Here is a 26,283-nt window from a genome sequence, read left to right as displayed (position 1 = left end):
GCATTTGTTCCTTATGCTCTTTTTTTATTCATTTACTCGAAGGCCAAAATCACCGGTAATTAACCATGCACCTGACGCAGAACTTCGCACAATTGCCGAGACCGTAGATGCATCCTCAATACCTAAAGGCAGTACAAAAAGACGATTACGCACAAGAGGAGAAAGTGTCTGCACGCGATTTCGTGCGGAAAAATTATCAGTACCATCAACATTAATCAAATTTTTAAAGACACCAAATCGTGCAAATGAAGTCAAAATATCTTTTATATTCATATCCGGCAATGGCACCACGGTATCATTATCAATAGGCTGATTAACGACTGATTGAACGGTATAACGATTTTCTTGAGCAAAATCAAAACCACGATAAGCATCTAAAGCGTATACATTGCCATTATCAGTTTTTGCAAAACCATTTGGCAAACCGTTACTCGCAATCGTTTGCAATTGACGAACAACCGGTAAACCTTCAGGAATTATAACCGATGTCCAGTCAACTTCAGAACTATCCGTTGCTGTTTGAATGTTTGCATCATCACCAACACGAAATATACCGGTGCTTCCTGCAAGAAGTGCAAATCTATCTGAAACAGCCACATCCAACATTGTGCCGTCAATACCGCGCAAAATATCACTTAATGTAGCAACGGTAACTACCGACAAAACACCTGTTGCAAAATCACTTGCGGCAATATCAATACGATCCAATTGCGTATCAGTTAATACATATAAAAAACCACCATCAAAAATCAATTTACGTACAAAACAATAATCATCTAATGAAATAAAACGCATGCCTGCAACTAAACCGGAAAAATTTTTACCTAATGCATTCATTGTTGACCACCCATTACCATCTTCTTGTGCCAGCACTGCAAGTCCATATGCACCGCCAACAAACAAATATCCTTGATCGGTAATGTCATCGACACCTATTGTCGCAGCAATAATAGGACCTATGTCATCAAGAACGCCGCCTGAAATTGAAATAACTTTTGTATCACCATTTGGAAAATTAGTTGTAATTTCACCGGCAGTGAATGTTCTTAAATCATCATGAAAGTTGCCGGAATTGGGACACAACACGCCATTTGCATCTTGCTGAGCACTCTCAATCAACAATAGTTTATTTAATCCTGTAGCGATAAACAAAGAGATATCAAATAATCCCGGACTGTTTTGTGGTAAATCAAAAAAGCCTTGAACGCCACCACAACCTTGCGGTAACTGCTCTTCAATTACTAAACCTAAATCTGCAAGACCATCTTGCGCACCTTTGCCCCATTCGGTCTGTTTTACTGTTTTTATTGATTGGTCTGTTTGCCCGGTTAACCAAATAAATCCTCCGGGTATAGCTTGATAAGAGAATCCAAAAACTTTATCTGTCGTTCCTGCAACACGCTCCCAAGGTGTCCATGCACCAATAACACCGGCGTCATCAAACAATGCTCGTGAACAAAAAATACCCGGCTTTTCATTATCAACAGTATTGGCAACAGAAACAAATACTACATCATTAGAAACATTAATGTCAGTAATATCACCATTGGGTAAATCATCAATCCCAACAACCGCTTGCACACTCATGTCAGTAAAGACTTGATCCGGTTCAGTTGCAGCTTGCACAAATGAACGGCCGAGAAATGCTTGTGCTAAAGTATTACATTTTTTGTCTTCATTTTTTGAGAAAAATTCTTCAGGATCAATCAACACATTTGCCAAAGTCCCTTGAGTCTCTTGTTCCAAAGTTCCGGTCAATATAGTGTTAACCAATGGCATTGCAAATACTGATTGCCGAGTGTCATCCGGTGCTCCGGTTTGCCCAACAACAATTGCATAATCAAGTCCGGTTGTTGTGCTCATAGTACGCACTTTATGAATCGAAACTTGCGTATCAGCTCCGGTACCACCAACAATTTTATCTTGATTGGTAAATACATTATCCGGTGCAATTGGCGCAAAAATAAGTTTTCCATTAACTAAACGCCCAACAACCACACCACAAGCACCATCAGTTGCATCCGCACCGCCTTGAACTTGCAAAGCAATATAAAGGCGTTTCAAGCGATCGCTATAATGCATATCTATAATATTTTCGATACTGACGACATCGTTTCCGATTTTTATTGCATCAGAAGTTACATCCAATGCTGAAGCGCGAGGCAGATCTGAACTGTCACCCGGTTGTGCATTAATTTGAATCAACTGAGATTGCACACATTCGTCAACTTTGGTATGCACCAGTTTTATAACAGCGATACCGCTACCCGGCTGACCAAAATCGTCATCCATAATATCATGTGGTTTGACTGCAGCAAAAATTGCTTCTTGTTCAAACCGTTGCAGGCCTATAATTTCGGTTGTAACCTCAACTCCTGTTGCATCTTTTACATTTTCCACTGAAATGGTGTTGGTACATACCCCAACAACATTAACCAATGTTTCATCGCCATCACATCCGGATTTTTCCTGACGACTTGTTTGTACACAACTATCAACATAATATATATTTGCCGGATATTCTTGTGTTACAGCAATTGGATTCATAATCTGATGTCCAACTAAACTGCGCACACCGAACAGACCTAACTGTATTATTGCAGCATCATAAAGAGGGTTGGCTTGATCTGCTTGTCCATTTAATGTTGTAATTGCAGGAGAATGGGGAATGAATCCCTTGATGTTAGAAAAAAGTCCCGATAGTGCATAATCACCTCCGGTACCTTTTTTACGCGCGCCAACAAATAAGGTACTTCCTGTTGCATTGTGCGCATCCATACCTAATGAAAAAGTAAAACTTTCATTTCCACCAGCATTTCCGGGAACAATGCGCGCTGAATGTATAGATGAAGTTACTATACTTAATAAAATAATATATAACTGCTTATACCAGTTATTCATACTCATTCCTTTGTCTTTTTTTTTATCAGTTGCATGCATTAATTGTACTACCATTTACAAAAAGTACCACCGCAAATATTTTCTATATATGCCTCTTTTCAAAATTGTTTACACATGCTACGCTTATGTAAAATAGAAATTCATTTTTAGGGACATAAAATTTCATGCATGCAAAAGTTTTTTCTGCCACGACTATCGGGGTTAATGCACACAAAGTTGAAGTAGAAGTAGATCTTTCATACGGTTTGATCAAATTTATCATTGTCGGATTACCCGATACAGCAATTAGAGAAAGTGAACATCGGATTAGCAGCGCAATCAAAAATAGTGGTTTTCGTTTTCCTCCAAAACGCATAGTGGTTAACCTAGCTCCTGCAGATCTAAAAAAAGTTGGCACACTCTTTGATCTTCCGGCTGCAATCGGCATCTTAAAAGCAGACGAAGCAATTCATATCGAAAAAAAATTCTTACAAGAAACATTGTGGCTCGGTGAACTTTCGCTCGATGGCAGCGTCAGACCAATTAAAGGCGCATTGCCCATAGCATTTGATGCAAAAAAAATGGGCATGAAGCGCATTGTACTGCCCAAAGCAAATGCCAAAGAGGCTGCATTGATTGATGGCATAGAGATTATTGGCGTTGATCACTTAACTGAAGTTGTCGGCTATATTCGCAATGAAATAACAATTGCACCAACAAAAACCCAATTTGCCAATTACATAAAAAAAAACCGTAACTACTCTATCGACTTTGACCAAGTAAAAGGTCAACGCATGGCAAAACGTGCATTGCAAATTGCAGCGGCCGGCAGACATAACATTCTGTTTATTGGCTCGCCCGGCGCCGGCAAAACAATGCTCGCAAAACGTTTGGCAACCATTATGCCCGATATGCATTTTGATGAAGTGGTACAAACAAGTAAAGTATATTCTATCAGTGGAAAACTCCATGACAAACCTTTGGTTATTGAACGCCCTTTTCGCAGCCCACATCATACTATTTCACAAGCCGGTTTAGTCGGTGGCGGCTCATGCCCACAACCGGGAGAAATCAGTTTAGCGCATAACGGTATTCTCTTTTTAGATGAACTGACTGAATTTAAACGTGACACGTTAGAAGTGCTGCGCCAACCATTAGAACATAAAAAAGTTTCTATTTCACGGGTAAAACATTCAATTGAATATCCCGCATCTTTTTTATTAGTTGCCGCACTCAATCCATGCCCATGTGGCTATTGGGGTGATAAAAAAAGAACATGTGTTTGTGCTCCACAACAAATTCAACGGTACCTTAATAAACTATCCGGGCCATTACTCGATCGTATTGATTTGCAAGTGCATGTGCAATCAATCGAATATGATATGATAAAAGATACGCAAACAGCATCAGCAAGTTCTGCCAAAATATACGAAGGGGTCCAAACAGCCATTGAAAAACAACAACATCGTTTTGGCACACATAACAAATTCAACAACATGATGAGCTCAGATGAAGTTGATACACATTGTGTATTGACAGATGAAGCAGAAAAATTGATCAAACTCGCATTTGAAAAAATGCATTTAAGCATGCGTGGCTATCATAAAATCATAAAAGTTGCGCGTACTATTGCCGATTTGGCAAACGCTGATATGATTGATGCAAAACATATGCGTGAAGCAATTATGTATCGCTCATTAGATCAAGCGCTTGAAAGGCAAAGACAATGATTTTAGGCATCGGCATAGATACCACTAACGTACATCGTTTTACCGATTGGCATAAAAAAAGCTCTGAACAACTGCAAAAAATATTTAGTTTAGATGAAATCACATACTGCTTACATGAAAACAAACAGACCTCCGCTGAACGCTTTGCTGCTCGCTTTGCAGCTCGTGAGGCATTTTTTAAAGCATATCATGCAATGTGCGCCCAGCTGAACATTGAAAATAAAAAAACATTATTAATGGTACAAAAACATACAACAGTACAACGAAACAAGAATGGCGTGCCAATGCTCATGATCAATTGGCCTGCATTGCTTCCTGAAAACATCAAAGCCCCTAATGTACATCTCTCGCTTACACACACTATTGAAATCGCAACAGCGATGGTTTTATTGGAAGCCTCTCAGAACCAATAAAAAAGCAAAAAACAGCTAAATCTATGAAAATACATATACAAACCCTATGAAATTCATAATGCAAATGCTATACTTTTCATAAACATAAAAGGGATGTTATGTATATAAAAAGAGACATCAGCAATGCAATTTTGGCAGGAGCAAAACAAGTACCTGTTGTTGCCATCGTTGGTCCTCGTCAATCGGGTAAAAGCACCCTGGCAAAACATATTTTCAAAAAGCACACATATATTGACATGCAAGACAATGAAATATTTACTTTTGCCAACAACGATCCAAAGGGTTTTCTTGAAACATATAAAAATGAACATGGCATCATTATAGATGAAGCACAATATGCGCCAAAACTATTTGCTCAGATAAAAGTCGAAGCAGATAAAAATCCCCAATCCGGCTATTATGTTTTGTCCGGATCTCAAAATTTTTTATCATATGAAAAAATAAGCGAATCATTAGCGGGTAGAGTATACTTCTATACATTATTGCCTTTTTCAATCAAAGAGCTAAAAAGTGCTGATCTGCTCTTAGAAAATGTCGATCATCAAATAATGAAAGGTTTTTATCCACGCGTTTATCAACCACAAATTAACGCTCATGAATATTATCAAAACTACATGGTCACCTATATTGAACGAGACATTCGCAGCATACGTAACATTGACGACATTCTTATCTTCAAAAAATTTATACAATTATGTGCTGTACGCGTAGGCGCTCCCCTTAATATAACCGATCTAGCTATGCATTGCGGTATCGGCTCTGCCACAGCAAAAAGTTGGTTGGCACTCTTAGAGACAAGTTTTATTATTTTTAGATTACCAAGTTATCATAGCAATTTAGGCAAAAGAGTAACGAAGTCACCAAAGCTATATTTCTATGATGTTGGCCTTGCAGCAACATTAATGGGCTTAAACCAAGACATCATCATAAAAAAACGCGATGTATATGGCGCACTTTTTGAAAACATGGTCATTGTTGATCTGATAAAAAACTATAATGCAACTAATGTCCATCCTGTTGTATCCTATTTTAGAGATAGCAATCAAAAAGAAGTCGATCTCATTGTTGAACATTATGGCAAGATCACTCCTGTAGAAATTAAAGCATCTCAAACCATGGATAATCGTTTTTTTGATACAACTATTTGGTTTAATGAAAAAATAAAATCTCATCAAAAACCAATAGTCATTTATGGAGGCAACCAGTTACAAAAGCGTTCAAAGGGCTTTGTTGTTCCTTGGAATAACGTCAACTATCTAATAGATCAAGATTTACTTCAAGACAATTAACCGGGAGAAACATCGCAATCAAAAATAAAACCTCTAAATAAAACATTAATTAGCCGGCGTTGCTTCCTGAAAACATCAAAGCCCCTAATGTACATCTTTCGCTTGCACACACTATTAAAATCGCAACTGCAATGGTAATATTGGAAACCTCAGTTGCTTGGAATTTTAAGCTCTAATACATGTTTAACAAGTTGCTGATCATATTGTGATGTGTTCGAGGCAAGTTTAGGGTTTGGTCATAATAATGTTTCGTTTATGACCCAATGTAAATGTCCCCTTTTCATTGTTACGCTGAGGACCATAAATATATACATTTAGATCTTCAAAACTCCCTAATATCTTATCTGTCCCAAGCTTCTCCCAATCTCTCCCTTTGCGCCCAAGTTTTGCAATAGCTTTCTCAAAAGCTTGAGCACCCTGTTTTGCATAATTACCAACTTTTTGCATAAAAGAATCTCTGATAACATACACCACACGAACTTTATCTCCAGGCAATTGACCTGAAGCATGCTCACTCGGATCAACGACAACAAGTAGATATGGAGGCGCACTCTTAGGAATAGCCCAAAAGGCGAACTTATCTGGCTCCAAACTACGATGAGTGCGATTATCAAATTTATATCTAATCGCAAAAAGAGACAGACTTGAACTCAATGCACATATAATAAAAAATTGCTTCTTCATATTCTCTCCAAATTAATAATAAAAACAAATATTCTACTCTATTGAAAAGTATAACATAGAACATTTAAAAAAATATAGATTATTCAATCTGAAAATAAAAAGTAGGTGGTTATAAACGATTTATTGACTTATTATATATATCTGCATAACTTAAAAATAATTAAAAAAAAAGGAATTATAAATGCATCCATTACTATATATACTCATTGCTTGCTATACGATTTCTTGCAATGCAATCGTTACTATACAAGCGTCTAGTCTGAATTGTTCAACTCCAACAGAAATCAATGAATCGGCCATTATTGAACTTGATGTCCCACTGGAAATTACCGGCCCTGGATTATGTGAGTTAATAAAAGCAGGTGTGGGATTTGGACCAACTGACACCGTTACTTTCATGCCCACTCAATCGAATATTATAGAACTCAAAAGCACCGTGATTCCACCAACTACAACCGCACCTGCTCAAGTTATTGATCCGGGCATTTGGGATTTGCGATCATTTAGTTCATTTGATCAACAAATAATCTTTGAAAACATACAAATTTTATTAAATCCGGGAGCAACTTTTTTGGCCGGTACCGTTACCATGGTATTTAACGGCACATCAAAAGTTCTTCTTCAACCTATAACTTAAAGATTCTGTAATGAAGCATAGAGTAAAAATATATTGTATTATATTAATATCATCTTTTTGTACAAGTTTAACCCGTGAAATTCGCACTCCATTGCCAACACGCTATGGGCCATTTTATAAACTCTTTCCTTATCGAAAAAGTGAAGCTGAACATCGCAAAATTCAACTATGGGCAACTGCATTCAGACGAAAAGCAAATGAAGCTTATTGTAAAAAATCTTGCAATCCAAGCGATTGCTCTTCAAAAAATTGCCCTTTAAGTAAATTAATTTTTGGTAAAACACCTTTTTTAGGTTCAGAAGCTTTCAGTCCGGCATCAATTGAACAAAACGAACAAAGCGATCCTGTTTTTAATGGTGACGGAACCAATAGAAGACTAAAAACTAATCTTTTTCTTGATAACTCTTCATTGTGTCCCAATATAGAATTTAAAGATCAAGGCGCTATGCTTGGCATGTATGCATGGCATCACATAAATGAATGTTTGCGCATCGGTACGCGTATTACATTGCCGATTCGCAGCTTTGCAGTTGACATAACACCACCATGTGACCCTAATAAAAGTTGCCTAGGTGGCGATAATCTCAATACAGTACTGATCGAAAAGACTGAAAATATTGATGGAAATTCTATAAATAGCTTTGCTTATCGATTAGATTTTTTATCTATGCTTCCTCGTTATTGCACATTAACGCCGGCCAATCAATTCCCTGTAGTTAACTATCGCGATGCATCATTTAATAACACCTTTCCCATCACTATGTCTAATCAGGATGTAACTGATAATCAAAACTTAGAAGCTGGCAGCCGTAATCCTGTCACTACAATCAAAACTAATGGAAGTCAGCCAATAGGCCAACTCGCATTACCTATAGCTATCGCACAAAGTTTGCCTGCATTACCCGCAAATGGACAAAGCAACAATGAACGATCACGATTTGTACAAGGTACTGATTACACACCTTTAGGAATCGACCAGAGCACGCAAGAAACCTTATGGGTTGTGCCAACAGTGGATGACGCACAACTGGTATCGCCTGCACAAGTTATACAAGATAACATTAATGCACTTTTGCCTTGCATCCCCGGATGTACTGAACAGTTTTTCGAAGAGTGTGATATTTGCTTGGCGCCACAAAAATTGAATGGTATCGGCGATCTTGATACAAATCTAATTATACAATATCAACCATCGGATCGTGTATACATGCAAGGATGTTTTGGTGTTCGCTTCCCTACAGGCAAAAAAGTCGACAACGCTCAAACACCATTTCTACAGCCACTGGGAAACAATGGACATTATGAACTCAAATGGGGTGGCAGAGTCTCATTCAAACCATGGGAACGACTTATTATAAATACTGACTATTATTTTAATCTGGTTCTTAATAAAACTGAACTGGTCGCAACACCATTTGCAGATGCTACGGTTAAGAATTTAGGCTTATGTGTACCTGCAAAAGTGCGCTGGAACTATTTTTTGAGTCATTATGATGCACTGTTTTCATTTTGTGAAAAACCATTTATAGGCCTTGATGTCGGCTATGTTGTTTATGCAAAAGGAACCGATACCATAAAACTTTGCAAACAAACTGCTGTTGATTGTTTAGGTAATCGTGAGTCACTCAATGCTCGATTGCTCGAAAATCTTACCCATGTTGTTATGCACAAAATTAGAACTGAATTAGTAATCGACAGCTTAGACAGATTTGAAACAGTAGAACTTGGTCTCTTTGGCGGTTACAGTTTAGTGGTCGGCGGGACAAATGTTCCCAAAGATCGTGGCTTCCACATTGGCCTCTCATTAATGTTCTAAATAAAAAGATCGAAAAAAAGGAAAACGATGTTACATTTTTTCACTATTATATTTTTTTGCATACTGAGCCAATCTAATCTGACTGCACAAAGTGAACTGATTACTACCGGATTTGTAAGTAATTTAGTTCCCCCATCACCTGAACGCGCAAATCGCACCGTCGAACCTTTAGGCAGAAGATTATTCACTATATATCTTCCAGATGGCTACAACGATCCGGCAAATGTAAACAAAAACTATCCGGTTGTTTATTGGTTGCCAGGGTTTGGCGGCTTTAATGAAACACGAAGCACTGCTAATCAATTCATTCTTGATCAACTGATTGAGCTGGGGCAAATTATTCCCATGATACTCGTTGCACCGGACGCAAGCTTAATAGACAGCAACACTGAAATTGATAAACCGGTTGGAAGCCCATTCTTTTATGGAAACAGTTGGTATGTCAATTCTGAGCTTAATGGTGATTTTGAATCTTACATAATAGATGAACTGGTTCCATTTATTGATAATAACTATAGAACAATTGCCGATCGAAACTTTAGAGGAGTCTTTGGCCATTCTATGGGAGGATATGGAGCATCATTCTTAGGAATCAAACATCCTGAAACATTTGCCGGATTCGCTTGCGAAAGTCCGACACCTATTTTTTTGATCAGTACCGATCTTGCGAGACCCGGATGCCCTGAATTTGTAATTAATAGTGATATGCTTATCGAAACACTCGATAACGGCGGCTTTGTCGACCCCACAGGATTTAATACATTCTTTGTCATGTCTATGGCAGGAGCATTGACACCAAATTTAACCGGTAGTACGCCATTTATACAAAAACAATCGGTGAGCATGCCTATTGTTGTTGATGATTTTGGTAAAGCTTCGCTTATTGATGGCACTTTTAGTATTGTTGATTTTCTTAATGGGCAACAAACAGTTGTTGATAAATCACTTGTCCTTGATGAATCAGTATTGGATATTTGGCGAGAAAAAGATTATTTTTTCTTCTTTCCTTCATATCTAGACACACTCGAAAAACAAGCAATCTATTATGATGGCGGTATAACTGAACCATTAAACAATTATGGTTCACGTTTAATGTCTGATGCTCTTATTGAAAGCAAAATTGATCATGAATATATCCTGTATCAAGGAAACCATGAAACCTGTTTGACCGCACCTCCATGTGCGAGACTAACAACTATCGCAAAAACATTTTCTGCAAAATTTGCCGAAGCCGGTTATTGCCCAACTGATGTTTCTGTAAAACTAATGGGAAACTTACATATAGTACTACAAAATGATGCTGAACTTTCTATTCCTTCCGGAACTACCTTACAAGTGCAGACATCAAGAGTGTTACCCGTCACCCATACAAATGTTACTTTAAAATTAGAAGATAATGCTAAAGTTGAAATTGGAAATGACACAACTCCGGGCGGAGCTTTTCAAATTGGTGACCCTTTTGGCAAGGCATTGCTGGAAGAATCTAATGATGGGCCTCCCTCACCTCTTGCTTTTCATGAAGTACACAATGCAATTATTCTTGATGGCCCGAATACTGTCTTTGAAATTGGTAATCAAGGGTATTTCGGTATCGGCATTGGTGTATTAGGAAAAACAGTAACAGATATTCCATTAAGTCCTGAAATTGCTAATTTTTGGGGAGTTTCATCTCTCTCTAATGTAAAAACAAGTTCTGTCATTATTGAACAAGGCACTTTTAAACATATACAAATTGCATCAGGTGATGAAAGCAATGCATCAGTTTTCGCCTATGGGCAAAGCGATCAATATGAATTCCTTGTCAATCCAATAACAGGAACTATTTTAGGAGGCGGAAACTTTATCTGCTTGCAACAAAGCAATTCCGGAAATGCACCTCCTAATTTTTCTCGTGCGGTGCGCTTTATGCACCCTACTGAATTTAACGAAGCCAATAATATTCCTGATACACCATTTGCAATTGCCGGTGGCATTCGTAATTTTATAAATTTTAATCCTAATGCAGTAGACACATTTATTAGTCAACCGGTAGGCTCAACCACCTTTTATACAAATACATTCAAACGACAAATACTATCATCCACAGAACTGAAGAATAAAGATCTAACAGAAAATTTTAATCTACAAACATCAAACTTAGACAGCGTATGCGACTTTTTAGAAACAAAGCCATATTTTGTACAAGCATCAAAAGAGGCCAATGCGGTTATCAATCAATCAAAGGCGCACCTTGATTACACTGATGATTCAACCCTCGGAGCAAGGACAATTGAACGTTTTGAACAATCTCAATACCCAATCGATCCAAACCAAACCGTGGATTTTCAAAAAGCGGCTCAAGATGGTGCAATTGGCGTTCAAGTTGAAACAGTTGCCAATGAACGCCAATTGATCAATGTATATGACCTTGATTTACCTTAACAGTCAAAATTAAAAGCCTTTAGATGCTCTTAATTTTCCACCCGGAGCTGTAATAGTGATTTTTTGCACATCGTGATTAATTCCCTCACGCTTAACTGTTCCGGTTTTAAACTGAGCTAAATTAACAATTATTTGATTATTATCAGGATCAGCTTGATCATAAACTAAAAAACCTGTCACTGACTTTGGCGTACTCATGGTAAGCTTCAAGCTATCTTTTTTAAGTTCTTTAGTATCAGTATTTGCAAAATAACGATGTGCACCAGGCACTGACTGCCCTTTTGCTGCAAGAACTGCAGGCCCAGCTGGATTACCGATACCTTTTTCATTGTGTTGATTACCTAACAACCAAAAAATACCTAATTGTTTATTACTATTATTTCTGATGAACAGATCATCCGGCCCAAAAGAACCCGCTTGCATCATAGCTGCAGAAGCAAAAAATAATAAACCTACTATATATTTTTTCATTTTTTATCCTTTCTTGTTTTCTATTGAGCAGTTGGATCAAATGCATCTAAACTTAATAACATTTTGTTATTTTCACCTTCGCCAATTTGCCCAAATTCCGGACCAAAAACCAATTGAACTTTACCATTCGATGCAATACCAACAGGAATGTTTTGGCTAAGGTCCTGTTCATTGTACTGTACCGGCACACTAAAACGTTCAGTCCATTTTTGTTGACCCGCCCATGGCATTTTTGTATAAACATTTAAATGTGCATTTTGCTCATCAACTTCGTCTAAACTTAATAAAATATAAGTCGTACCAGCATCTCCTGCTACAGTAAAGCCGGTTGTTTTATTTAGTGTCGGAACCTTCACACTTTGATCACCACTTGAAAGACTAAACGATTGAAAATCCGGTAACTGCCAAAGCATGAAATCCCTTTGATCACCTGTTCTTCCTTGTTGGTTAGAACAATTTCCACGCTGTATTTGGGCAACATTACTATCACCTTTGATCAGCGCAACACTGTCGCCCGTATGACATTTATTAACATTTTTAGTAACCATCACACTTACATTAATTCCTGCAAAAACAGATGATGGTATTAATGCTGCAACAAGAAATATTCTTTTTTTATTGTTAAACATACTTTTCCTTTTAATGCAAAACTGAGTAGTTGCATGCATGCACACAACTACTCAGTAAAATTACTTATTTCAATAAGCTTATACTGCTGTCGCATCCAACAAATTCATTTCAAATTTATAAGCTTCAGCCTCTGAAGGCACATTTGATCCTTGAGCATCAATACCAGTAAAGACACTCACGGTTCCATCAGCATTTGCACGAACAGTGAAAGAAGCATCATCCATATCAGATGCAGCACCGCTCAATACACCACTAAATCGCTCCGTCCAAACATTTGGACGTTGACCAGCCCAACCTAAATGAGAATAAATACGGAATAATGATTTATCCGCTTGATAATCCTTACCTTCTTGAGCAGCTAATTCTTCCGTTAAGTCTTCAGCAAAAACTAAAACATGCGCTTGGCGACCGTTAAAATCAAATGCTAAGCCTACAGGATTTCCTGATGCCCATGATGCCGCTGAAACTGTTTGAAATTGACCATTTGAAGGTACAGAAACATAATCACCATCAAATGTATAATTGCGACTCTCACCCGTTCTACCTTGAGTTGAAGTACAGTCACCACGAGTCTGCTGAACCGTGTTGCCATCACCGTTAGTCAAAGCAGTACTATCACCACCATGACAGTTATTTATATTGGTTTTAATATCCAAACGAACAGCAACTGAAATACCGCCAGCACCTGAACTTGCGCCAACACCACCACCGGCACCTACATCACCGGCAGAAGTATCACCACCAAGAAGCTCACGTTTTATTGAGTCTGCACTTGGAATATCAAGACCACCTGTGGAACCCGCTTGTCTTGCTCCACGACCTGCAAGTTGCCCCGCTTCTGCATTACTCATCAAAAACAGGCAACTCAAAACTAATACTTGTTTAATCATTTTCATGTTAAACGCTCCTTTTAAAAAGGTTTTTATAAAAAATACTATCCTATAAACACTATAATTCATTTATATATAATAAATCAATAGATTAATTATATATCTGAAATTATTTAAATTCTGTTAAAACATTACAGGGTTTCCTGTTTTTGCCTCAACACTCATCCGATTATCTACCTGGCCATTTTCAACATTTTGTATTGAAATGTTTCCATTTGGCTGTACAGCTAAATAAAATTGTGCTTGCGCTGATGCATCTGCGGGAAGCGCTAACATCCAATCAAAGTTTTTTTCAACTTTTTCATTTAACTGTTGGTTGTTAGAATAGTTAACATATCGCCACAATTGAAACGCTGCTTCAATGTCATCCTTTTGATAACGATCTTTTATTTCTGATCCAACTTCATCTATCGGTTGATTCGTTAGACCAACAAAGATCTCTTTCCCTTCTAGCGGGCCTTGAGATGGAACAATTCTAAACACCATCTCTTTGCCACTAAAAGTATATATCTTGCCCATAAGATCTGTAATTCTACCCAAATCAATCGCAGTTGAAAGATCAAAAGAATGCATGTCGCCAGTTCTACCGGCAATAAAAACACAATCACCTCGGATTGCTTGTCCTACGTGACCTTCTCCACGCTGCAAAACGAACGTATCGCCCGTATGACAATTTATAGTTGTTTCTTGCTTAACTTTTGTAACGTTAATAAGTCCCGCTTGCATATCACTGCATGCTGATACTAACAACGTTAAAGCAAAAATCGATAATCCCTTATAGTTACAATTCATTATTATTGCTCCTTTTTTAATAGTTCTTTGTGTCTAAAAATTTATTAATTGCCGGCAAATGTCTCTTTTCCTCACCTGAAGTACATTCAAAAAATTCATTTGTATCTTCCTGCAATCCTTTTTGTTTACAAATATCCTTGGATACACGCTGAATCATGCAACCTTCACCCATAAACTCTTTTTTTGTCCAACCGTAATCTTTTAACGTTTCACCATTGCTTTTAAGCTTATCTTCTAATTTACGAAGTTTTGGCAAACATTCCTTAAAAGCTTGATCATACACCTTCTTAACATCAATGCCCTTAGCACTCACTGTCGGGGCTAATAAAGCAAATGAAAAAATCATTAACATCTTCTTCATATATTGTCCTTTTATTTATCAACGTTAAAATCATTAAAACTTCATAATAGCCAGAGGGCTAACCATTTTAAATCCTCCTCCTTCGGTAATTTTTAATTCATTACTTTCAACTATCAATGTAAAGTTGTCTGTAACTGTTTGAGATGGACCAAAGCCCCTAAAACCAAGCTCATATGGTAATATAGCCCATTGTTTTTTTGGGAATTTTTTAATAAAACTTTCAAAAGCTTTTAAACTTTTTTTTGCACTCTCACCACCGCCTTGCATCATAACTGAATCTTCAACTACATATAGTTTTGACAAAGTACTAGGAGCAGTTATCGTTGCAGTCGCTCCAGGATTAATAACAGCCAAAGTATAAGGAGGATCATTAGAAGGAATCCCCCAAACAACCAACTTCATTCCCGTATTGTTTTTTACGTTATATACCATTTTCTTATCGCGCACATACTTACCCATTGCTGCGTAAAAATCTGAATGGTCAGACTTTGATTTTAAAACATGAGCACCACAACCACATAACAGTACTGCCACTGACATCAAAACCGACGTAAAATTATATTTCATAACAACATTCCTTCTCTTGGACTATTATTGGACTATTAATTAATAAATCCTTTATCCAATCCTGCCAAAATAATATTTTGGCGTTCTATCTACTTCGATCTCGTCATAATGAATCTCAAACATCCCATCAGAGGTAATTGTATACGTCCCTTTTATATTTTCTGGAAGATCTCCATAGACAAGTTTGCTTCCACCTTTTCTTGGCCAAGTTTGCGTTCCTACACCAATTTCAGGAATTTGATAAAAAATGTCTACGACATTCAAATCTTTCATATTTACTTTATTTTCTTCTTCAGAGGTTGCTTTTCTTGATCTGAATGCAATCCCGATTTTTTGTCCTTTTAACTGCCCTTGCGATGGAGTAAATCCTATAACCTCCTCCTGCCCAATTGAGGGAAAATCAAGAGCTTTTGATATAGCAGTAGTAACTATAGGAAAAACTTGAGGTAACTCTCGAGGCGTAAACTTATCATCATCTGAAGTTCGCCCAAACAAGAAAATACACTCCACCCCTTCACCTTCACAGCCATATTCACGGCTAAATGAATTTTTATTTCCTGCACTTATATATAAGTTTATAGCTACAAGAGCCAACACTAATCTTTTCATATTTCTTACTCTTCTTTTTAAGAATTCATATTTTTATTTCTATTATAAATTATAACCATTCTGCCAAATGAAAGTAAACAATCCGAACTAAAAAACATCATATTCATCTATTTTTGATATCAATGTTCCCTGTATCACTTTCAACTGAAATAGTTGCGCCCTTATCCGATTTACCTAATGTGCCCTGTAGTTTTGCCCCTATAATTGAACTTTGAACAGGCAATTGACTCATCTCAGTAGCCATTTTACCCATCTTTGTTCTGGCATCAATTTCCACATTACTATCTTCACTTAGCGTTATAACTATATTTCCTGTTTTACTGTTTAAAGAAATTGCTGCATCTGGCGCTATAGGGCCAAATTTAACATCGATGTTTCCAGTTTTTGTAGAAACATCTACACTATTCTGAGCATTTTCAATAATTATAGAGCCGTTCACTGTTGACACTTTTAATGGCATCACAGGCATTTTTATATGATAATCAATAACAGCCTGCACTACATCTTTGAGCAGCTTTGTTTGAATAATTAACTTGTTATCCTGTACTAAAAAATCTGCCTGTAGATCTTTCGCTTGATCCTTAGAATGAGCACGTGTAATTGCATCAATAGATACTGCTTCATCTTCAGATGGTGAAATAACAACATTGCCACTTATGGCTTCAACATTAATCTCATTAAATGATCCACTACTATATGTTTTAGACTCTCTAGCAACTTCAATCAAATCTGATTGAAGAACTAAGCTATGCACATTTCCAAATTTATCTGATACTGTTGTCTGAACTCTTGCAGGTGCGCCTCTTGAAATATCTTCAGCAATGCTTCCCATGCCAATAGCAGGAAAACCAGTAATTTTAACTGTTGAAGATTTTTGCTCCCAAGCAGAACCTTGCACGCCTAACGGTATCCCCAAAAACAGCACATTCAAAACAAAAAATCTATAATTCATCTATTCTCTCCTAAAATAATATCTCATCTTTCCTATAAAAACCATTATAGCCTATTAGAAAATAATAAATCAATAAATACACATTAAAAAATTTTTTAAATAAAGGCGCATAATAAATATACACAAGCTATCTTACTCCTTCATTTTTGTGGATTTCATAAAAAGAATTGACAAGCTGAATTATAAAACTGTAATTTTAAATATGATAGTTTTAATTTTTTCATTTAATAAAAAAGGATGTCTTATGAAAAAAATAACAATAGTTGCTGTTGCACTCGGTTGCGCAACATTAATTATGCAAACGGAAGCAAGAGTTAAACCTGATGTCGGCGCTCCTCAAAGAGCCGGCATAACTTCTTATAACATCGCCCTTTCACAGGAAAATTTAGTCGAAGATTTAGGGCCGGTTTCAAGCGAAAAAGCTCTCAATGATGTTGCTATTCCTAAGCCTGGGCGTAAAAACGCACAATATGTGCAGTTCAGCAGTCCCAATGGCGAAACCAATCAAGTATTAATCAGCACACAAAAATTAACGCAAAAAAAAGCGGGCCAAAATGGCTTAGACTGGCAAGCAGGCAAAGGGCAAACAGTTGTTGAAGTTTTTACAGGACAAAATGATGCAACAGCTGAACGAGGAAAAATGCACCTAGCTGCTCAAAAAGCCATCTTAAATTCTGAAGCTCAAAACGGTTCTTTAAGCATTAATGTTAACAAAAACGGACTGGTTAAAGTTGGCATGCAAAACAACGGGAAATCTACTCCTTTATGCAAATTCAATTGCCATAAAGTAGTTGCTCAATCAAAAGCAAAATAACTATTAATTTGTATCGGGGCTATTTTCCATATAACCCCGATACAAAAAATATTTTCTTAAAAAGGGGGAGAATATAATGAAAACAAATTACACACTATTTGCCTTATGTATAAGCGCATTAGCACAATGTTCACCTATTTTTTTTACTCATGACGAACTGATCAAATCAGAAAACAGCACATTTATGAAACTTAAAAATTACAAGCCACAGTACATCAACGCATCCTATACCCCACAACAGGTAATTACCGTTAGAAATGAACCTAAAAAGCTTCCTGTACAAGCTCACATTTATTCTAATGGCATGCAGCACCTCAAATATATAGCTACAGCTACAGAAGAGAAAACAAAAGAAACAGATAAAAAAATGGTAGAATTACTCGTACGCGCAGAGCCATTGGGCAAACAGATGCATCAATTACTAAGCGAAGACAAAAAAATTAAAGCTAATGACACGGTCGTTCGTTTATATCGCAAAGTTGATGATCCAATAAACAAAAACATCTCCTGGAGGCCAATTCTGACCGCCCCTGCTGATAGCTTTAAAGATCTTTTACAGGCAAATATCACGATAGCTCCTGATGGTAAATTATACCTGTAAGAGATTGCATCCAGGTATATACAGGCAAGTATGACAATATAGTTGACAAAGAGGAAAAAACCTTTAATATGGATAATGAAATATCTTATTTCGCTCTTTTTCTTATTGAAAGTATCGCGGGGTAGAGCAGCCTGGTAGCTCGTTGGGCTCATAACCCAAAGGTCGCTGGTTCGAATCCAGCCCCCGCAACCAAAAAATTACTTTTCTTTTTTTTGCAGTTACATTCAAATTATCGAAAAAGTTTGGCGCTTAATGTTATTATTTAAATAATATTAGGCAAACTGCATGTGTTAGGAACATTAGTTCAAACCTCATTGCCAAGAGTATGATCTGAATTTGTGATGTATTAAGGCATCCAATATGACTCTAGCTGGCAATCAAGAGAACAGCGCTTTTTGACACATGCATATTTTTTAAACTCAATCTTCTATAGGCATGGTTAATTTTTTAACTAAAGAACCTGACGTTTTCCAACTTAACACACGTGCTTCCGGCCAAGTCTGATCCTCATCTCCACTATAAATAACAAAATTTTGAGAAGGCACTGAAGTCTTCAACTCCTTCCAATAAACAAACTGTTTAAAATAACCTTGAGACACAGTTCTTCCTGCTTTAATTTCGATTGGAGACAAATAAAGCGCCTCTTCTAACAGACAATCAATCTCATTTCCCTGATAATCACGCCAAAAATAAATAGAAGGCTTAAGGTCTAAATTATAATACTGCTTATATAAATCAGATATAACATATGACTCAATAAGGCTTCCACGCATATAATGCTCATACATCTGCTTATGATCTCTAATATTCAACAATGAACATGCAATTCCCGTATCTACAAAATAAAGCTTAGGAGACTTGATAAGGCGTTTACCAAAATTTTTATAGTATGGATACAATAAAAAAACAACATAACTTGCCTCTAATATCGACAGCCAAGCACGGGCAGTTTTTGCATCAATACCGCAATCATTTGCAAGAGAATTAAGATTTAACAGCTGCCCAATCCGACCAGCGCATAACTGAAGGAACCGCTGAAACAGATTTAAATTTGTTACATTTTGTATTTGTCTTACATCTCGCTCGACATAGGTGCGAATATAGTTAGCATACGTATTTACCGGAGGCGCATCTTCTGCATACACTGCCGGATAACAACCATTAAAAACAGCCTCTTCAATCGTCTTTGGCAATAATTTTGCACCCTCAAGCTCTTCAATAGACAAAGGATATAGAGTTAATAATGCAAGCCTACCGGCCAATGTTTGTGAAACTGCTTCATTTACTAAAAAATTTTGAGAACCGGTGATTATAAAAAAACCATTCTTTTTTTCACGATCTGCAATAGTTTGAATATAGGACAATAAGTCCGGCACATGCTGAATCTCATCTAAAATAATACCATGCCCACTCGGATACTCCTTTAAAAAAAGACGTGGGTCACGAATCGCTCGCTCCCGTATATCCAAATCTTCAAATGAAATATACCTATGATGCGCAAATACCTGTTGCACTAAAGTTTTTTTACCAGACTGCCTTGGCCCTAAAACGGCAACCGCCCTAAAATGCTTTGCTGCTTTTTGTAATGCAATTGTTATATCCCTATAAATCATTTTTTTCCACAATAAGGAATTGGAATCCTATATTTACACATTTATAACAACACATTGATTCAATCGCCAATTACAAGTATTGATGTAAAATCAGGAATCAGATTCCCGATTTTACATCAAGGGCATTTTCATCATATCTTTTTATATATGATGAAATGCATGCAGCTCATTATCAGCCAATTGTTCATCAAAATTTTGCACATGCTCGTCCAACCTACAATAACGAATTCCTACAAAAGGAATATCCTGTTGCTCAACAACAGCCTCGACCTTGTGCAGGTTATGCAACTTATCATCGACAAAAATAATTTTTTCCGGCTTCATATCACAATAAGCTAAGAAATCCATCAATGCCTCACCTTTATTATTATCTCCGGAGAAAAGAATCCCTCGTTTATACATATAAAGATGTGGAGCATTCCGCAATACAAAAACAGGACCAATATGATTATGAGAAAAATCAATATCTATTGCTGACAATTGTTCGATAGTGCGGTTAACAAGAGGCAAGGAACGTGCAGTTAATGCAATAACATCTACACCCTCTTTTTGCAATTCAATTAATAATTGTGGTGTTGACTGTTCAATCAATTGCAATGGCACTTTTAGTTGCACCTCATAATAAATGGGCAAAACATTATTCAATGCCTGTATAAAATCTTTCCCCTGCCCTTTTTGTTGCTCAATCATATGCACAAACCATTCATCACTACCAATTAAACCGATCGGATGAGCTAAGGTATTGTCAATGTCAAACATCAATAAACAACCCGGGGTAAGATACTTGCGCACATCTGCAAGTTGATCGCTTTCAACAATTAATGCTGAAAGTTGAAAGACTCTCATCAACGACAAAAAAACTAATCCATAAAATCTCATATGTTTTCCCTTTGTATAAAAAACAATATCGCCTTCTGTTCAACAATTTTAGACAAATCTATTTCAATTTGCTACATTTTTAATATTACTTTACATTCAAATCACAAACAAAACATAATGAATAAACGAACCTTTGGCAACAAAGCAGAAGCATTTGTCGCTCAGCATCTAAAATATCAAGGCTTTGCTATTGTTGAACGCAATTATCAAAAGTTATATGGAGAAATTGATATCATTGCACAAAAAGATGATATCTTTGCATTTGTGGAAGTGAAATTGCGCCGTTCAAGCCCCGTCCCCATTCAAGCAAGTATTTCACGCACTAAACAAAAAAAAATAATCCTTGTTGCTCGTGAATATATAGCAAAAAATAGAATTATTGATAAAGTTTGCCGCTTTGATGCAGCACTTGTACAGATAGATCAAAACGAACAGATGGAACTCATGTATATTGAAAATGCATTTGGACAGTAAAATATTTTATTCAACTTACGCACTCACAGATTTAATAACTTATTTTCGAAGAAACTTTTTTTAAAATTATTATCACACAGTTTTCAAATAGTATGTGATAATAATCTAAGTGAAAAAATAAATAAATTTGCGTAAGGTGAGTAAAAAATAATATTTTTTTGAAGTTACTCCCAAACTCACAACTCACCTACAACCGCTTTAAATAAAAATAAGGAAAGATATACTAAGAAACAGCGCAACTGTTAGAATATAAAGATGAACTCAAAAATAAAGCCCGAAGATTACAATGAAAACGGTAAAACAAAAAATCGGCCATATCACCAGCGGGTCCCTCACTGATGGATTTGTTATGCGCATACATCCAGATGCGCAACTTGAGGAAATAAAAACAGGAAAATTTGTTTCCATTGTCGGCAAAGCAAATAGATTTTTTTCACTCATTACCGATTTGAGCTTACAAGTTACCAATCCGGACATCCTACTCTATCCGCCCACGGAAACAGAAACATTACTCAATGAAGTATTGAAACAAAAAGGCATGTATGCCACTGCACAACTAAAACCTATGCTTATGTTGGACAGTGAGCAACGCCCTAAACCGGTAAAAACTATTCCACCACATTTTGCAACTGTTTATGAAGCAAACAAAGATGATGTTGCATTAATCTTTGGTGATGAAAATGATCCAAGCAAACGATACTTTAATATTGGCTCACCACTTGATATGACAACCCCGGTATGCCTTGACCTTGACCGTTTAACTGAACGCAGTAATGGTATTTTTGGTAAAACCGGAACCGGTAAAACTTTTTTAACCCGTTTAGTGTTGGCAGGTTTAATTAAAAACGATAAAGCAGTAAATGTTATTTTTGATATGCACAGTGAATATGGCCTGCAAGCACGCAAAGAAGGTAAAGGTCATTCATTTGTTAAAGGACTCAAAACATTATTTCCTGACAAAGTTGTCATATTTTCATTAGACCCACAATCAACACGCAGACGTGGTGGCAATCCGGATGTTGAAGTTATTATTCCCTATCATGCAATTCGCGTTGAAGATCTGTTATCACTGCAGCAAGAATTAAATTTACATAACACTGCAACAGAAGCCGCATACCTTATTGCAGCAAAACATAAACAAAACTGGTTAGCTGTTTTGCTTTCACAAGGTGACAACCTCAAGGAATTTGCCGAATCAATTGGTGCACATCCTGAATCGGTTGCAGCACTGTATAGAAAACTGAAAAAAATTGAACGGTTGCCCTTTTTTCAACCGCAAAGTGCCGGTGCTTATAAAGAAGATAATGTTATTGATCAAATGATGGAATATATTGATCGTGGCATAAATGTTATTCTTGAATTTGGTAATTACACCTCAATGTTTTGTTATCTTTTAGTTGCCAATATAATTTCTCGTCGCATTCATGATGCATTTATTGAAAAAACAGAAAAATTTTTAGGATCACAAAAAAAAGAGGACGAACCAAAAAAACTGATGATCACCATTGAGGAAGCGCATAAATTCCTCAATCCACAAGCGGCAAAACAGACTATTTTTGGTACTATTGCACGTGAAATGCGCAAATATTATGTTTCACTTTTGGTGGTTGATCAACGCCCTTCCGGCATTGATCAAGAAGTGTTATCTCAAATCGGCACAAAAATTGTTGCGCAATTAAATGATGAAAAAGATATTCAAGGTGTCTTGACCGGCGTCAATGGTGCACAAAACTTACGCACTATTTTGGCATCACTTGATAGCAAAAAACAAGCACTATTAATGGGACATGCTTTAGCAATGCCGGTGGTTATTCAAACACGTGAATATGATGAAGCTTTTTATCGTGCAATGGGCGACACAATTACACCTGAACAAATTGAAGAATTTTCTCAGGAACTTTTTTAATTTGTCTTGTGCAACATATCTAAAATATCTTTTTTTGCACACACTTGTATGTGATGCTTCAAAGATTGCATACTAAAAAGCATCGCTATTGTCCCAACAAGACCCACAACCTCTATTGGCATATCAAAAACATATCCTCCACTATCAATAACACCAACCATCACAGCTGCTGCCCCATTGCTTGCACGATCATGTTTGGCTTGATCTAACTCACGCATATGTTTTGCAATCGCTATTTGTTTTTCAGGCATGACAGAGTCAAATGAAAATGAACGTTGAATCATATCGGAAGAACATGGAGGCAATGAACGTCTTGATTTGCATAAAACCGAAAAAAAACGGCTCGGCGCTGCACAATTTAGAAACATTGCACGTAATGGACAACAAAAAAAAGATAAAAGTAAAAACAAAAAACTCTTCATTTCATATCCCTATTTTTTAAAAGCTTTTTTAATTGTATACTTATTACAACGATAACACTTTTAACTACTCAAAAGAAAATATGTATAAAATAAAACCGATATTCCTACTGACCATTTTTATAATTACAAATAACATCGCTTGTAATCAACCAATATCCGATGCGCAAAAAATCTCCTTTATCGAAGCATTTTTAAATGGCACATTAAAAGTAAATAGCTTAGGCAAGGTTTCATACAATCATTATGAAACAGCAAATACATGCTTTACACAAACAATTGATCAATTACATACCATGTTTAAAGAAATTCAAGAACATGCAGCATTTGTTGAAGATGGCTGGATCCCAACTGAACTTAATGAAAAAATAAGAGCTCATAAAATTAAGAAACTAAAAGATGTTTCAGAATTCAATAAATTAGAATGGCAACTTGAACGCTTATCTGATTTTTTATATGGCGAAGATTTAAAACATTTAACCTCTGAACAAAAAGAACAAATAAAAAAACATCGACAACAATTAATAGATGCATGTAAACAAGGCAGTGTAAGTGATATTAAAAACGCATGCACACACCGATTAAATCCTCAAAATCACCGGTCATTACAAGATCAACTCGGTGCATTATTTCAGTAAATAATAAAAAGACAGCTTTTCATATAGAAATATTATTTTACTTAATAGCTTGACAAAACAGTACAATAATATATTATATAATGTATAATAGAAAAAATGAATACGTTTAGGAGGTTATAATGTTTCATAAATTTTTAGCTATTTTAGCTGTTTTTACAGTGAGTGCTCCTCAACTGTCATACGCAGCTGAACAGAAGTTAACTTTAGAAAAAGAATACCAATCAGTAAATCCCATAGCAGATATCAGGTTTATAGACAATAAAACTCTGATGGTAAAAGCAACACACAAAAATGAAGAAGAGGTTGACTATACTATAGATATGAAATCAAAAAAAGTATCTACAAACTCAACCCTCCAGAATTTGCAAAAAAGAAATAAACACTGTTTCGGTATAAACGAAAATGAATATAACACCCTTAAGCAAAGACAGGACATCTTAAAATTGTGTATTACATCTGATCAAAAATATGCACTCATTTTATCAAAAAAAGCACTCTCAATCCACTGCATAAACACAAAAAAAGTGGTCATTGCAAAGCCTATCAACTATAAAGGAAAAGATATTGCAATAAGTCCTGACAATAAATTTTTAGCCATCAGTAGCTCAGATAATCACATTTATTTATATAACACACCTTTAGCAAGAGAAAGTATATTAGATCAAAACAAAACTTACAACAACGAACCTTTAGATAAATCTGTACAACCTAAAAAAGAGACACTAAAATCACAAAAATCTCCTTCGTTGTGGCAAAGAATAACAAATAATAAATGGAAACTATTTGGAGCAACAACATGTGCAATTGCAGGATGCTTATATAAATGGCGCAACCATATAAGAGATTATTTCACGCCAAAAATCATACTCAATTTTGATGTATTTATTTTTTAGACATACAGAGGTTAGACTATGTTTTATCGAACTTTAAAAACTTTCATCATTGCCATAGGATGTATACCATTTATATCTAACAGCATGATGATCACAGACCAACCAGCTGATTCCCCCCGTACTTTGAAATGCAACCAACAAATTAAAAGTATATATTTTCAAGATAATAGCACATTATCAGTTAAAACTGATTCAATAGTATATACGTACGATGTTGAGAGACAAAACACAGAAACAAGTTCTACCTTTAATCATGAAGAAACCGATGAAGGTTGTATAGAAACTAATGCCTACGTATTGACAGTATTTGCAAACACATTATATATTCGTAACAAAATGAATAATATTACAACATTCATCACGCACGGCAGTAAAATTAAAGATGCTTTTTTTACTCCTGATCAAAAACAGGTGATAATTATTTCTCCACAAAAAATTTCTATATGTGGACTCGATGGAACAACTTCATTTTCAAGGATACCCCAAAATGGTCAACATGTTCCGGACGAATGGTTTATCCACGTTGCAGTAAATAAAAACAGTTCTAAAATTGCCATGTCTACAAGTAAAAACAATGTACACATTGTAGATATATCAAACATTGCACACAATGACTCATTGGTACTCAAAGAGGCTCAAAACAGTTTAATCACAAATGGCCCAAATTACCCAATATTAAAAAAAGTAAAACCATGGTATCAACGCTGGTGGAAAAAAATCAAACGTAACAAATGGAAATCATTGGCTGTATCGGCAACGTCTATTGCAGCCGGAATTACACTTTATAGATGGTGGAAAAAATAATGAAACATACAGTTGCTCTTATCACCCTGCTGAATATTGTATCTCGCGAATGCCTATGCATTACCCACATCTTTTGTAATGCTTTAAATAATTATTTTAA

The 26,283-nt window shown here is 36.2% G+C and carries 26 protein-coding genes and 1 tRNA gene; 14 read left to right on the top strand and 13 right to left on the bottom strand.

Translation table 11 applies throughout. The annotated features are described in order from the left end of the window. Positions 1–24 precede the first annotated feature (24 nt). Positions 25–2,901 (bottom strand): hypothetical protein, encoded by a 2,877-nt coding sequence (locus tag WD055_00440; protein ID MEX0848678.1) that lies wholly within the window; start codon positions 2,899–2,901, stop codon positions 25–27. A 164-nt stretch (positions 2,902–3,065) separates the two neighbouring features. On the opposite strand from WD055_00440, the gene WD055_00435 reads away from it, so the two are divergent. The 3 genes from WD055_00435 to WD055_00425 all read left to right on the top strand — a co-directional run bounded on the left by WD055_00435 (position 3,066) and on the right by WD055_00425 (position 6,312). Then, complete coding sequence (locus WD055_00435) at positions 3,066–4,610, top strand: YifB family Mg chelatase-like AAA ATPase (protein ID MEX0848677.1); 1,545 nt, start codon at positions 3,066–3,068, stop codon at positions 4,608–4,610. Beyond that, on the top strand, positions 4,607–5,023 hold the full coding sequence (locus tag WD055_00430; GenBank protein MEX0848676.1) for a 4'-phosphopantetheinyl transferase superfamily protein: 417 nt from the start codon (positions 4,607–4,609) through the stop codon (positions 5,021–5,023). The genes WD055_00435 and WD055_00430 overlap by 4 nt, the downstream gene beginning before the upstream one ends. Positions 5,024–5,121: 98 nt before the next feature. After that, positions 5,122–6,312, top strand: a complete 1,191-nt coding sequence (locus WD055_00425) for an ATP-binding protein (protein ID MEX0848675.1) — start codon at positions 5,122–5,124, stop codon at positions 6,310–6,312. 225 nt (positions 6,313–6,537) lie between these two features. Here WD055_00425 and WD055_00420 read toward each other — a convergent pair whose 3' ends face one another. Further along, the gene (locus tag WD055_00420; GenBank protein MEX0848674.1) at positions 6,538–6,996 is read right to left on the bottom strand and encodes a hypothetical protein; all 459 of its coding nucleotides are present in this window, start codon (positions 6,994–6,996) and stop codon (positions 6,538–6,540) included. A gap of 181 nt (positions 6,997–7,177) precedes the next feature. Between WD055_00420 and WD055_00415 the strand changes: the two genes are divergently transcribed. From WD055_00415 to WD055_00405, 3 genes are read left to right on the top strand one after another with little or no spacing between them, the layout of a single operon-like run. Next, positions 7,178–7,633: a hypothetical protein gene (locus tag WD055_00415; protein MEX0848673.1), complete on the top strand. Its 456-nt coding sequence runs from the start codon at positions 7,178–7,180 to the stop codon at positions 7,631–7,633. A 10-nt stretch (positions 7,634–7,643) separates the two neighbouring features. Next, positions 7,644–9,449, top strand: coding sequence for a hypothetical protein (locus WD055_00410; protein MEX0848672.1), 1,806 nt, complete (start codon positions 7,644–7,646; stop codon positions 9,447–9,449). A gap of 27 nt (positions 9,450–9,476) precedes the next feature. Next, positions 9,477–11,870 (top strand): alpha/beta hydrolase-fold protein, encoded by a 2,394-nt coding sequence (locus tag WD055_00405; protein ID MEX0848671.1) that lies wholly within the window; start codon positions 9,477–9,479, stop codon positions 11,868–11,870. Between the two features lie 9 nt (positions 11,871–11,879). On the opposite strand, the gene WD055_00400 is transcribed toward WD055_00405, so the two are convergent. The 8 genes from WD055_00400 to WD055_00365 form a co-directional block, all read right to left on the bottom strand. Next, entirely contained in the window at positions 11,880–12,341 is a 462-nt protein-coding gene (locus WD055_00400) for a hypothetical protein (GenBank protein ID MEX0848670.1), read from the bottom strand. Between the two features lie 20 nt (positions 12,342–12,361). Next, positions 12,362–12,970 carry a hypothetical protein gene (locus tag WD055_00395; protein ID MEX0848669.1) on the bottom strand — a complete coding sequence of 203 codons (609 nt, stop codon included), beginning with the start codon at positions 12,968–12,970 and terminating at the stop codon, positions 12,362–12,364. Positions 12,971–13,048: 78 nt separating this feature from the next. After that, positions 13,049–13,867: a hypothetical protein gene (locus WD055_00390; protein MEX0848668.1), complete on the bottom strand. Its 819-nt coding sequence runs from the start codon at positions 13,865–13,867 to the stop codon at positions 13,049–13,051. Between the two features lie 117 nt (positions 13,868–13,984). Further along, positions 13,985–14,653, bottom strand: coding sequence for a hypothetical protein (locus tag WD055_00385; GenBank protein MEX0848667.1), 669 nt, complete (start codon positions 14,651–14,653; stop codon positions 13,985–13,987). Between the two features lie 16 nt (positions 14,654–14,669). After that, a complete protein-coding gene (locus WD055_00380; GenBank protein MEX0848666.1) occupies positions 14,670–15,014 on the bottom strand; it encodes a hypothetical protein in 345 nt (114 codons plus the stop codon). A gap of 33 nt (positions 15,015–15,047) precedes the next feature. Beyond that, positions 15,048–15,581 carry a hypothetical protein gene (locus WD055_00375; protein MEX0848665.1) on the bottom strand — a complete coding sequence of 178 codons (534 nt, stop codon included), beginning with the start codon at positions 15,579–15,581 and terminating at the stop codon, positions 15,048–15,050. A gap of 51 nt (positions 15,582–15,632) precedes the next feature. Beyond that, positions 15,633–16,190, bottom strand: a complete 558-nt coding sequence (locus tag WD055_00370; GenBank protein ID MEX0848664.1) for a hypothetical protein — start codon at positions 16,188–16,190, stop codon at positions 15,633–15,635. A 103-nt stretch (positions 16,191–16,293) separates the two neighbouring features. After that, on the bottom strand, positions 16,294–17,142 hold the full coding sequence (locus tag WD055_00365) for a DUF4097 family beta strand repeat-containing protein (protein MEX0848663.1): 849 nt from the start codon (positions 17,140–17,142) through the stop codon (positions 16,294–16,296). Between the two features lie 244 nt (positions 17,143–17,386). Between WD055_00365 and WD055_00360 the strand changes: the two genes are divergently transcribed. From WD055_00360 to WD055_00350, 3 genes are all read left to right on the top strand, one after another. Then, entirely contained in the window at positions 17,387–17,956 is a 570-nt protein-coding gene (locus tag WD055_00360; protein MEX0848662.1) for a hypothetical protein, read from the top strand. A 76-nt stretch (positions 17,957–18,032) separates the two neighbouring features. Next, on the top strand, positions 18,033–18,557 hold the full coding sequence (locus WD055_00355; protein MEX0848661.1) for a hypothetical protein: 525 nt from the start codon (positions 18,033–18,035) through the stop codon (positions 18,555–18,557). A gap of 115 nt (positions 18,558–18,672) precedes the next feature. After that, positions 18,673–18,749 (top strand) — tRNA-Met (locus tag WD055_00350). Positions 18,750–18,976: 227 nt separating this feature from the next. On the opposite strand, the gene WD055_00345 is transcribed toward WD055_00350, so the two are convergent. Both WD055_00345 and WD055_00340 read right to left on the bottom strand, forming a co-directional pair. Further along, the gene (locus WD055_00345; GenBank protein MEX0848660.1) at positions 18,977–20,170 is read right to left on the bottom strand and encodes an ATP-binding protein; all 1,194 of its coding nucleotides are present in this window, start codon (positions 20,168–20,170) and stop codon (positions 18,977–18,979) included. Positions 20,171–20,311: 141 nt separating this feature from the next. Further along, entirely contained in the window at positions 20,312–21,049 is a 738-nt protein-coding gene (locus WD055_00340; GenBank protein MEX0848659.1) for a DUF2608 domain-containing protein, read from the bottom strand. 117 nt (positions 21,050–21,166) lie between these two features. Between WD055_00340 and WD055_00335 the strand changes: the two genes are divergently transcribed. Together WD055_00335 and WD055_00330 are read left to right on the top strand one after the other, a co-directional pair. Next, complete coding sequence (locus WD055_00335) at positions 21,167–21,523, top strand: YraN family protein (GenBank protein ID MEX0848658.1); 357 nt, start codon at positions 21,167–21,169, stop codon at positions 21,521–21,523. Positions 21,524–21,809: 286 nt separating this feature from the next. Further along, positions 21,810–23,429, top strand: a complete 1,620-nt coding sequence (locus WD055_00330; protein MEX0848657.1) for a DUF87 domain-containing protein — start codon at positions 21,810–21,812, stop codon at positions 23,427–23,429. On the opposite strand, the gene WD055_00325 is transcribed toward WD055_00330, so the two are convergent. After that, entirely contained in the window at positions 23,426–23,851 is a 426-nt protein-coding gene (locus WD055_00325; protein MEX0848656.1) for a hypothetical protein, read from the bottom strand. The two genes, WD055_00330 and WD055_00325, sit on opposite strands and share 4 nt — an antisense overlap. A gap of 80 nt (positions 23,852–23,931) precedes the next feature. Here WD055_00325 and WD055_00320 point away from each other — a divergent pair, with 80 nt between their 5' ends. The 3 genes from WD055_00320 (at position 23,932) to WD055_00310 (ending at position 26,183) form a co-directional block, all read left to right on the top strand. Continuing rightward, the gene (locus tag WD055_00320) at positions 23,932–24,486 is read left to right on the top strand and encodes a hypothetical protein (GenBank protein MEX0848655.1); all 555 of its coding nucleotides are present in this window, start codon (positions 23,932–23,934) and stop codon (positions 24,484–24,486) included. A gap of 119 nt (positions 24,487–24,605) precedes the next feature. Continuing rightward, on the top strand, positions 24,606–25,379 hold the full coding sequence (locus tag WD055_00315) for a hypothetical protein (protein ID MEX0848654.1): 774 nt from the start codon (positions 24,606–24,608) through the stop codon (positions 25,377–25,379). An 18-nt stretch (positions 25,380–25,397) separates the two neighbouring features. After that, the gene (locus WD055_00310; GenBank protein MEX0848653.1) at positions 25,398–26,183 is read left to right on the top strand and encodes a hypothetical protein; all 786 of its coding nucleotides are present in this window, start codon (positions 25,398–25,400) and stop codon (positions 26,181–26,183) included. The last annotated feature ends 100 nt before the right edge of the window (positions 26,184–26,283 follow it).

Source organism: Candidatus Dependentiae bacterium, assembly GCA_040878395.1.
In the GTDB taxonomy this organism is placed as follows: domain Bacteria; phylum Babelota; class Babeliae; order Babelales; family Vermiphilaceae; genus JAKBEL01.
The sequence above is the reverse complement of the archived record's forward strand: the minus strand, read 5'-3'. Positions and strand labels throughout refer to the sequence as shown.